Below are 10646 nucleotides of genomic sequence, written 5' to 3' on the forward strand. Positions count from 1 at the left end.
ATACAAACATGCTTGAAATCATGGAGTATTCCGATGTTTCTGAGCTGAAACCAGACGAATTGAAAGATATGTGCTTGATGTCTTTGACGGATCATGAGCCTGAGGATGCTGCCAAAATTGTATTGGCCTATATTTTCAAAGACCGATTGAACAAAGGACAGATCGAGAACATTTCCAATGAGATGATTGATGAAAAGATGTGGGAAGAATATGCGGACCTTTCCTTGCACGAAGCGTTCTTTAATGTAAACCAACTGTTGTATGAGGCCTTTAATGGTAAATTTCCACGACCGGAGGCGGTAAAATTTCAAGTCAAGGTGACGGCAAAACAAAAAGATGTAATGGAGGTCTTTAAGGACTTTCCTGAAGCACCCTTGATTCGATTATTGGTAGCAGGTATGCCCAAGAACACCTTGATTTACCGATTGTTTGAAGAACAGGTTGATGGGGACCAATTCACGGATGCCAAAGATATTATCTGGCAGCTTAAAATTGAGGAAATCGGTGGCAATGAAAGGTTATTTGATATTATTTCGTCCTCTTATTGGTTTCAGGATTTCAAATATACAGAAGCTTTTGAGGCGGACACACATGCTGATGAGGTATCCGTATCAAACGATTAACAGCGCATTGCCCGGTTATAGGGGGTCATTTGATGAATTTTGAAGTCAAAGTGTTCACGAAAAGAATGTTACCAATATTATCATACCCCTCAAATAGTTCAATGGCCTTTTCTGATTTCATCATGCTACCATGAAACCCTATCAACGTGAGATCCGCATCTGCAGAATATTGATTGATCAGATCTTTCCTTTTAATCCCCGCTTCTATAGGGAGCACATTTATATTATTTGCAGAAATGGGCAATCGCCCGCTCGTGGTAAGTTCGGTTAAATACTCCTGTTCGCGTTTTAAATGCTCTTCATGGAAGGTGGCGAATATTTTTATCTCCCCCTTTTTCCAATCCGGATGTCCTAAAATAATATAGGAAAGTAAAATCATCAAATTGGCATTCTCATAATCTTCCCTTCGAATCCATATATGAATGTATTTTTTATAACCAAACCCTTTGTCCGAACTGGCCAGAATACATAAATCATATTCGGCAACTTTTAACAAACTATAGTTTTCTATGATAGCTCCCAACCATTCCCGTTCCCCTTTTTTGAACTCAAAGAGTATGGTGTTATTGGGCTGTCCCGAGATGGCGGGTTGTTGTATGGCTTGGGCAATGGCACCTGTATTCGAAGGGGATATTATAGTTTCCAAAAAAACATTTGATTTACTCGAAGATGCTATTCTTATCAGCTTCATCAATTTATTTTCTGCAACGGCCTTTGATTCTTTGGATAAATACCCCTGCACAAAATGAATATAGGTGCCAAAACCATAACGATGCGATATCCATTTCATGATTTCCAAAGCACTGTACCTATCAAAGCTTTCCTTTGACAAGCATATCACTGCTGGCCGCCAATATTCTTCGGCAGTTTCCTTTTCTGATTTTTGAAGGAATACCTGCATTTTTCTGCTAAATTGATACATCACACCTTGAAATATCTTGGCCATTCCCTTTTTGTTATCGCCTTTAAAGGTGATATAGAAGTATAACAATACCATGACCAAGATGGCAGCCATCGCATAGACCGTATTTATTTTGAACATCAAGTAGATGCACATGATAGCTCCGAAAAGCGATATATACCATTTAGACTTAAACGAAGGTCTGTATGAGGGGTCTGCTGCAAAGTGTTGCATAAACGAGATCAAGCACAATGAGCCATAGGTGACCATAAAGAACATCGATATAATTTCGGCCACCGCGTTCACATCACCCATAAGCACGAAAATCAATGCAATGACACTGGTAAGAATCGTTGCATTTCTCGGCTCGTTATTTACTTTGGTTCCCTTGGCCACCCAAAAATTGACAAATCTGTTGGGGAATACCTTATCACCGCCAATGGCCTGCAACGTCCTTGGTGCGACCATAAATGACCCCAATGCGGATGAAATGGTAGCTGCGGCCAAACCGATAGGGATTATCGGGCCCCATAGGGCGATCTGGCTCATAATGAGCTGATCATTGACCAAATCCCCTGGGCTAGCCGATGAGGCTAACTTGTAAGCAATGAACACATAGATGATCATTCCCGAAATAGTCGCTGATAGTGTGCCTATGGGAATTGACTTTTTGGGATCTCTTAAATCCCCTGACAGCCCTACACCTGCGGTCATCCCTGTAAAAGCGGGGAAGATTATGGCAAAAACATAAAAAAACCCTTTGTCGGTAGATACATTTTTAAATATCAGGGAACTGTCAAAAGTTTCGGAATAAGAAGTGGCACCCATAAAAAATAGCACCAATGATATAGCAAGAATGGTAACAACGACGTACAAGGCTTTCATTCCCAAATTAGCCCCTTTGGACACCATCAACCATATTAAGAGTATTAATGCGGGTACACTGAACAAACGGTTATCGTATAGTTCATACCCGAATTCCGTGGCAACCCAAGGTTTAATGGCTTCAAACGCCTCTGCGAATGCAATGATATAAAATGCCACACTTATGGCCTGGGAAAGATATAATGTAATACCAATAGCGGCCCCGATATTAACGCCAAAGGAACGGGAAATGATAAAGTATTCCCCTCCTCCCTCTACTTTTTGATTGGTTGCGATCTCGGCTAAGGCCATGGCCGTGGAAAAGGTTACCATATGACCAATGAGGATAATGAGCACAGTACCGGTAAAGCCCACAGAACCAACGGCAAAACCAAAACGCAGGAACATTACAGCACCCAAAATGGTTGAAATGGCCGTCAAAAATACAGGCAGGGTTCCAAATTTGGAATTCGATGAGCCAAGTGTTTTATCCATGACTGAATTTAAGAAAATTTAAGGCAAGTAGGAACGAAAAATGAAATTTGTGATACGATTCTTCCTTTGATTTTTAAGCGGACGGAAGCCTATGGAATTACGCACACCATTAAACAAGACTTCACTCAAAAAAAGCATCAGAATACCTAGGCCGTTGATCAAATCGCGTATATTGAATTATTGAGATGGTAGTTTTATTCCTATTTTAGGGTCACTTCAACTATCCAAAACCTCAATGACCAATGTAGTGCTTAATTTCGATGTCGCTTTTCCCCGTACCGTTCCAGACACGGGCATCGTATGTATATAATGGCTGCTTGAGGCAACTGCGATATGGGTGTGTGCCGTTACGATACCGTTACTGGGGTCAAAACCGATCCAACCGGCACCGGGCAAATAGACTTCGATCCATGCATGTAATTCATACTGTGGACTTTCAACATCGACATAATAATAGCCGCTGACAAAGCGTGAAGCTATTCCCAATGTACGCAATAGTTGCATTTGCATCCAGACCAGATCGCGACAAGATCCATTTTTAAAATCAAATGTTTCGTCGGCCTTGAAAGGAATACCCTCTTCCCGTGATTCTACTATAAAATCAGTATGAATCCGTTTTGTCAATTCCGTCAGGAAAGGGATAGTAGCCTTATTCGTTGCAGCGAGAATTTCATTGCCGTAAGCAACCAACGCCGCATTTATCTGAAGGGGCGTTATATAATTCTGGAGTAATTTCAGCAAGGGTTCCTCGTATAAAAAAGGAATCGTATTGAGCCCAAGGGGATAAATCAAAAAATTAAATGGGTTATATGGGGTGCTCTTTAAAATGGCTTCTGATTGAATATGTATTTTTTTATGCATACCCTCGAACCAACTGAAATGAACATAGTTATTTTCCGCATCCATCTGTTCCGAAATTCCTGCAGGTTGTATCGACAACTTTAAGGAATGTGATTCCAATTCAATATGAGGCGTGTTTTTTGGTTTGAACCTCAGGTAGTGCGGCTCAAGAAAAACGGCCTCGCTAAACTCGTATTCCGTTTCATGAATAATTTTAAACCTCATGGATGTTGGGATTGATGAATTTCTTTTTCGCCTTCTCGATGCGGATGGTCCAACAACGTATCGATCCAATCTTCAGGAAGGTTTTTTATGGAATCACTAAGGATATTATCCCAAAGTTTGGATATTTTTTCAAGCTCATTTGCCTCGTATCTTTTTTCGATGATTTGGAACGAGTCTTTTTCATAGGTGATCACATCTATGGGATAGTCTACATCATTGGCACTGATACGGGTGGCATCGAATGAAAGAAACCCCGCCTTTAAGGCAAATTTAATGGTGGAGTCGTAGGTAATGGCACGATCTAAAATCGGTTTCCCATAGCCACTATTGCCTATAATCACAAAGGGAGAACCATCGGTGACCTCGATCCAATTTCCTTCTGGGTATAATAAATAAATTTTGTGTTCATCGTCATCTTGCAGCTGACCCCCAATGATTGAGAAGAGGTTAAAACAAAGCCCTGCTTCCTTCAAGGAATTTTTGTCTTCGTAGGCCGCACGCTTCACTTGATCGGAAAATGCGTTTACGGCGATATAGAGTTTGTTGAAGGATTCATCGTTCTTTTCAATGATTTCCTTGAAATAGGTCAAGGATTTGTCCCTGACTGATCGAAGTCCCGAGGTCATGATAAAAAAGGAATGCTTCTTTTTGTTTACGGTAAACACTTTTTTGGCCTTGGTCGTCTCTGTGCCCGAAGTGATCCGTGTATCGGCGATTCCTACGAATCCTGATTTCAGTTTGATGCCTAAACAGTATGTCATTGCCTATTAGTGCTATAAATGAACGATTATTGTTGTCCTTGTATTTGTGATTGCACGGCAAAAAAGGAATTGTAAAGGCTTATCGAAACCCTGTTCAAATGTTGTTGGAACTCATCAAGATATTCATGAAGACCGCTGGCAAAGACATCGTTGATATCGACGAACTCCAGTTCTGATTTAAGTTTCCCCAATTGCTTTTCCGCCTCATTACTAAAGCCGCCTATACTCCCTGTAATCTCCTGCAAAGATTGCTCTGCATAAATTAAGCAACAAAGCATTGATCGCGGAAATTTCTTGTCCAAAATTAAAAATTCTGAAATATTCAAGGCAGTTAGTTTGCCATATTTTTTACGGTACATATCATAAGCACTCACCGATTTCAACAAAGCGGCCCATTGCATCAAATCTATGGGGCTGCCCACCTCTTGAGGGGTCGACAGTAGAATATGGTATTTCACATCCATAACCCGTGAGGTTTTATCGGCACGTTCGATCAATTGCCCGATTTTTCCAAAGTGCCAACCATCGCTCCTTGAAATGGTGGCATCAAAAATACCATAAAGCAGTTGGCAATCTTCCTTTATTTTTTTGAAGAAAATTCTGGGGTCATTGCTTTTCCAAAGTTTTTTTTCCAATCCTTCTTTTACAAAGAAGTAGATTGAATTGATCTGTTCCCAAACTTCCTTTGTGATTTCCGGTCTAATGGATCGGGCGTTCTCCCTTGCATTTGTAATGCAATTGTAAATGGAATTCGGGTTTTTGGGTTCAAAACCTAAGAAGTAAATGACCCTGGATTTATCGACTTTGTTATATAATGATTGGTATAGCGGCCAATCCCCGGTAATCACCACCAAGGGTTTCCATTGTTCCTCTGCATCTGGTGGCGATTCTAAAGAAAGATTAAAATGCACATCCATAAATCGGGCATAGTTTTCGGCCCGTTCAATATATCGGTTCATCCAATACATCGTATTCGCTACTCTACTTAACATACATTTCTTATTTTTAGTTGGAATCCAATACCCATGTGTCTTTACTTCCACCTCCTTGGGATGAATTTACGACCAATGACCCTTTGGTCAAAGCGACCCTCGTCAGTGCCCCGGGAACTATTTTAATATCCTTTCCGTAGAGACAATAAGGCCTAAGATCCACATGTCTTCCTTCAATGGTGTCATCGGCCAAGGTCGGCACCCGTGAAAGATTGATCATGGGCTGCGCGATATAGTTTCTGGGATTGTTTTTTATTTTGACGGCAAATTCATCACATTCTTTTTTGGTGGCTTTAGGACCGATCAGCATGCCATAACCACCAGATCCATCCGTTTGTTTGATGACCAGGCTATGAATGTTTTCCAACACATAGTTGCAATCATCTTTTTCGGCACAGATATAGGTTTTTATATTGGGCAATAGTACTTCTTCGCCCAAGTAATATTTAATTATTCTAGGAATGTAGGCATAAATTGCCTTGTCATCAGCAACCCCAGCTCCCGGCGCATTGACCAAGACCACATTGCCTTTGCGATACGCATTGAAAAGGCCCGGTGTACCCAACATAGAATCTTTATTAAATACCAATGGATCAATAAAATCGTCGTCGACCCTGCGGTAAATGACATCGACCCTTTGAAGGCCTTTTGTCGTAATCATGTATACAAAGTCATTTTTAACTACCAAATCCCTTCCTTCAACCAGTTCGGCGCCCATCTGTTGTGCCAAATAGGCGTTTACAAAATAGGCGGAATTGTAGGTGCCGGGTGTCACCACCGCATTTATGGCAGGGTATACTTTGGTAAGCGACTCTAACATATCCCTCAAATAGTGGGTATAATCATGAACAGGCCTTACATGTAATCGTTCGAACAACTCTGGGAAAGTACGTTTTAGGATTTCTCGGTTCTCAAGCATATAGGATACACCTGAGGGGCACCTTAGATTGTCTTCCAAGACGTAAAAATCACCATCGTCCCCGCGAATCAGGTCAGTACCCGATATATGGCTCCAAACGTTCTCTGGGGGTTTCAATCCTATACATTCCTTCAGATATCCGGCACTAGAAAGTACCAATTCTTTGGGAATGATCTTGTCTTTCAATACTTTCTGTTCATTGTAGATGTCATTGGTAAATAGGTTCAATGCCACAATTCGTTGTTCCAAACCTTTTGTCAATCGGTCCCAGTCCTTGCCTTCAATGATCCGAGGAATGATGTCTAAATGAAGAATGCGTTCTACCCCTTGATTGTCGCTATAAACATTAAAGGTCATGCCCAATGAAAGTTGTGCCCTTTCCGTGCCGTACTGTAAATATTGGAGTTTGTTTTTACTCAATTCCTCCAATCGCGTTTTGAATTGCTTATAGTTTGGTCTTACCTCATTGGAAGCATTGAACATTTCATCGTAGTACCCGGTGGTTTCGTATTTTTCAAAATCTACTTTGGCCATGTCAAAGGGTTTGTTTTGGAGTGTTATTGAAATACTCAAAGGTTGAGAGTTACGCTCAAGCTTCGAATTACTTGATGGTTGTACCAGTATATAGTGATAATATACCAATAAATTCTTGGCTTCGTGTTGTGTGACCAATAATAATTTGAACAATTATATAGTTCTCAAATTTTGTATACCATAAATTTGGTATTATCAGAAAGATGCTAGAAAATTTCAATAACCAAAAAAGCTTATGGCGTTGTTTTTGGAATAGCCATGAGGTGACGTAATCGACTTTTGGCCGTCTTAAACCAATGCCACGGGCAAACCACGGCATACGGTTTCCGATTTACTAGTAATTATTTGGAAAACAAACGGGTGTTCTAGACGCATTTCTCAGATTATTATAGTAAACTTTGCAATCCATTCACCCACTAAACCACAATATTCTTGAATTACAAAGGGATTATCGAAAAGGTCTACCATGACACAAAAAGACTTGAGAACCATGGAAAAATAGCGACCTATATTCCAGAATTGGCCAATGTAGACCCGACGATGTTCGGGGTGCACATGACCAGTTTAACGGGTGAGGGATTCGGGATAGGAGACAACCTGGAAAAATTCTCAATCCAAAGTATTGCCAAAGTACTCTCTTTGACGTTGGCCTATAAAATAGTGGGCGAAAAAATTTGGAAGCGGGTCGATGTAGAACCTTCAGGAACCAGGTTCGATTCCCTTCTTTTGCTAGAAATCAATAACGGTATTCCCCGGAACCCATTTATAAATTCAGGAGCCATTGTAATTTGCGACATCCTGGTTTCACATTTGGGAAATGCCAAGGAGGAGTTTCTCGCTTTCGTGAGAGATGTAAGCAATCTGCCGAACCTTACGTACTCAGATAAAATTGCGGACTCCGAAAAAGCGCACGGATACCGAAATGTGGCTTTGTGTAACTTCATAAAGTCGCTAGGTAATATCAAGAACGATCCAACCGAGGTGCTTGACTTCTATTTTGACATGTGCTCTTTAGAAATGAACTGCCAGCAACTATCATATACCCTTACCTATTTGGCAAACGGTGGCCTTAAGATTTCGGATGGTTCTGAAATCGTGTCAAAGCCTCAATCGAAACGAATCAATGCCCTGATGCTTACCTGTGGTTTTTATGATGAGTCCGGGGAGTTCGCCTTTAAGGTCGGCCTACCTGGCAAGAGTGGGGTAGGTGGGGGTATCGTGGCAGTATATCCACATAGCTATACCATTGCCGTTTGGAGCCCCCTGCTGAACCCGAATGGAAATTCCTATCTAGGCATGAAATTTCTTGAGGAGTTCACTACACAATCAGATTTCACTATTTTTTAGTTTTGGAAAAATAGGCGCGTGCGTTACCGTACTGGTTTTCGTTTTTACAATATTTTCCCGGTCAGAAAGAAGGGAAGAACGAAATGGATCAAAGGAGGGCATCTGCCGATCTAGGTCACGATACCCAGAAAGATGCCCGCAATTTTCACAGGTATAATTTTCAAAAAACAACGGATGATTGCAATGACCGCATTGAAAAACTTTCATAAACGATATTCAAATTGTACAACGCGAATGTAATCTTAATACATGAGAAGTATTGTGATCTGGATCGATTAACCAAGGCCCAAAGTATTAAAGCTTAAAACTAAAACCTTCCAATACCTTTTTGTCATATTTGTTCTTATCGAATTGGTACAAATAGGCTCCCTTTCTTGAGACCGACATATCCTTTTCCTCCAACTTGATAAGGATATCGAGTGAATTCACCTTGTTGATAAAATTGCGCTTGTCCAATTTTTTGTCCAAGATCGACTCATATAATTGCTGCAATTGGCGCATCGTGAATTTTTCCGGCAATAGTTCAAAACCGATTGGTTTTGTCATGGCAATCCGGCGTAAGCGTGCAATCGCCTTTTTTACCATGAGGTCATGATCGAAAATCAGCGGGGGTACATCCTTAAGATTGAACCAGTGGGCAGAATCCAAACGTATTAGTTCACTGTCATGGGTCGCAATATCGATTAAGGCATAATAGGCAACAGAGATGGTGCGTTCCTTGGGATCCCGATCCACTTTGCTGAACGCATATAATTGATCCATATAAATATCATGAAGTCCGGTCAAATGATGTAATATCCGAATAGCGGCCTGATCTAGATTTTCATCCTTTTTTTGAAATCCACCGATTAAGGACCAACTGCCCTTCTCAGGTTCAAATTCCCTTTTGATCAAAAGTATTTTTAAACCCTCCTCATCAAATCCAAAGATGATACAGTCAACTGCAAGTAAGACTTTATCCTCCTCATTATAATCCCTTAATACCATATACCGTTAAATGATTTTGCCCAAATCCAAAGGTACTAATCTAAACTATTTCGCCCTCATAAAACGTTATGAATCGTATACTTAAAGCGCTATTGATAGACCTGATTGGTTATGACAAATTGCATAACAAAGGTATGGATTGGTTGATGATGGTATCAATACACACGAAATAAGTGTTGAATAGACACTTATTAAAAAATATTGCACTATATTTGAGTAATCATAAAATGTTGTTCTTCACATGAAAGCATACGTTATAGGATTGGATTATGGTTCTGATTCCGTGAGGGCGGTCTTGATAGACACTGATGACGGTTCTGAAATGGCTTCTGCGGTACATTGGTATAAGCGTTGGAAGACCCAATTGTACTGTAATGCCTCGACCAATCAATTCAGACAGCATCCTCTAGATCATATCGAAGGGTTGGAGTATACCATAAAGACCGTCGTTTTGAAAAGCAAGGTCGATCCCAAATCAATTAAAGGCATTTGCATCGACACGACGGGATCTTCACCGATTCCTGTTACCGAATCAGGCACACCCTTGGCCTTGGTAAAGGGTTTTGAGGAAAACCCGAACGCCATGATGGTCCTCTGGAAAGACCATACCGCAATTGACGAAGCCGATGAGATAAACCGGCTTGCCGCTACTTGGGGCGGTGAGGATTACACAAAATATGAAGGGGGTATTTATTCCTCGGAATGGTTTTGGGCAAAGATATTACACATTGGCCGGGAAGATGAATCCGTCAAAAACGCGGCACATACGTGGTTGGAGCATTGTGACCTCATGACCTTTTTACTCATTGATACGCCTGATTTGAAGTCCTTTAAAAGAAGTCGCTGTGCAGCAGGGCATAAAGCCATGTGGCATCCCGATTGGAACGGATTGCCCTCAGAGGATTTTCTGGGCAGATTAGATCCTTACCTTGCCGACCTTAGAAAGAACCTCTATCAAAAAACGTACACTTCGGATGAAGTTGCTGGTAAGTTAAGTAAGGAATGGGCAGATAAACTAGGACTTACAACGGATACGGTGGTCGCTGTTGGAACCTTTGATGCCCATGCCGGCGCAGTCGGGGCAAAAATCGAAGAGCATGCTTTGGTGCGCGTCATGGGAACCTCTACCTGTGATATTATCGTGGCCTCAAATAAAGC

10 protein-coding genes are annotated in these 10646 nt (G+C 41.1%); 3 read left to right on the forward strand and 7 right to left on the reverse strand.

Translation table 11 applies throughout. The features are described from left to right. The coding region (locus WBM98_RS07345) for a hypothetical protein (RefSeq protein ID WP_424365374.1) at window positions 1-623 on the forward strand (623 nt) is incomplete at its 5' end. Between the two features lie 25 nt (window positions 624-648). Here the strand turns inward: WBM98_RS07345 and WBM98_RS07350 are convergent. The 5 genes from WBM98_RS07350 to WBM98_RS07370 form a co-directional block, all read right to left on the reverse strand. After that, window positions 649-2883, reverse strand: coding sequence for a hypothetical protein (locus tag WBM98_RS07350; RefSeq protein WP_424365375.1), 2235 nt, complete (start codon window positions 2881-2883; stop codon window positions 649-651). A gap of 216 nt (window positions 2884-3099) precedes the next feature. Beyond that, window positions 3100-3948: a transglutaminase family protein gene (locus WBM98_RS07355; RefSeq protein WP_424365376.1), complete on the reverse strand. Its 849-nt coding sequence runs from the start codon at window positions 3946-3948 to the stop codon at window positions 3100-3102. Then, on the reverse strand, window positions 3945-4709 hold the full coding sequence (locus WBM98_RS07360) for a hypothetical protein (protein WP_424365377.1): 765 nt from the start codon (window positions 4707-4709) through the stop codon (window positions 3945-3947). Before WBM98_RS07360 ends, WBM98_RS07355 begins: the two co-directional genes overlap by 4 nt. A gap of 26 nt (window positions 4710-4735) precedes the next feature. Then, the gene (locus WBM98_RS07365) at window positions 4736-5701 is read right to left on the reverse strand and encodes an alpha-E domain-containing protein (RefSeq protein ID WP_424365378.1); all 966 of its coding nucleotides are present in this window, start codon (window positions 5699-5701) and stop codon (window positions 4736-4738) included. 13 nt (window positions 5702-5714) lie between these two features. After that, window positions 5715-7154, reverse strand: a complete 1440-nt coding sequence (locus WBM98_RS07370) for a circularly permuted type 2 ATP-grasp protein (protein WP_424365379.1) — start codon at window positions 7152-7154, stop codon at window positions 5715-5717. Window positions 7155-7586: 432 nt separating this feature from the next. On the opposite strand from WBM98_RS07370, the gene WBM98_RS07375 reads away from it, so the two are divergent. Beyond that, on the forward strand, window positions 7587-8501 hold the full coding sequence (locus tag WBM98_RS07375) for a glutaminase (protein ID WP_424365380.1): 915 nt from the start codon (window positions 7587-7589) through the stop codon (window positions 8499-8501). On the opposite strand, the gene WBM98_RS07380 is transcribed toward WBM98_RS07375, so the two are convergent. Together WBM98_RS07380 and WBM98_RS07385 are read right to left on the reverse strand one after the other, a co-directional pair. Further along, window positions 8481-8708 (reverse strand): zinc-ribbon domain-containing protein, encoded by a 228-nt coding sequence (locus WBM98_RS07380; RefSeq protein ID WP_424365381.1) that lies wholly within the window; start codon window positions 8706-8708, stop codon window positions 8481-8483. The two genes, WBM98_RS07375 and WBM98_RS07380, sit on opposite strands and share 21 nt — an antisense overlap. 87 nt (window positions 8709-8795) lie before the next feature. Beyond that, complete coding sequence (locus tag WBM98_RS07385; RefSeq protein WP_424365382.1) at window positions 8796-9488, reverse strand: NUDIX hydrolase; 693 nt, start codon at window positions 9486-9488, stop codon at window positions 8796-8798. A gap of 241 nt (window positions 9489-9729) precedes the next feature. Between WBM98_RS07385 and WBM98_RS07390 the strand changes: the two genes are divergently transcribed. Then, on the forward strand, window positions 9730-10646 hold a 917-nt coding region (locus tag WBM98_RS07390), incomplete at its 3' end, for a ribulokinase (protein ID WP_424365383.1).

The sequence above is a fragment of the Maribacter sp. genome (assembly GCF_049667165.1).
Taxonomy (GTDB): Bacteria; Bacteroidota; Bacteroidia; order Flavobacteriales; family Flavobacteriaceae; genus Maribacter_A.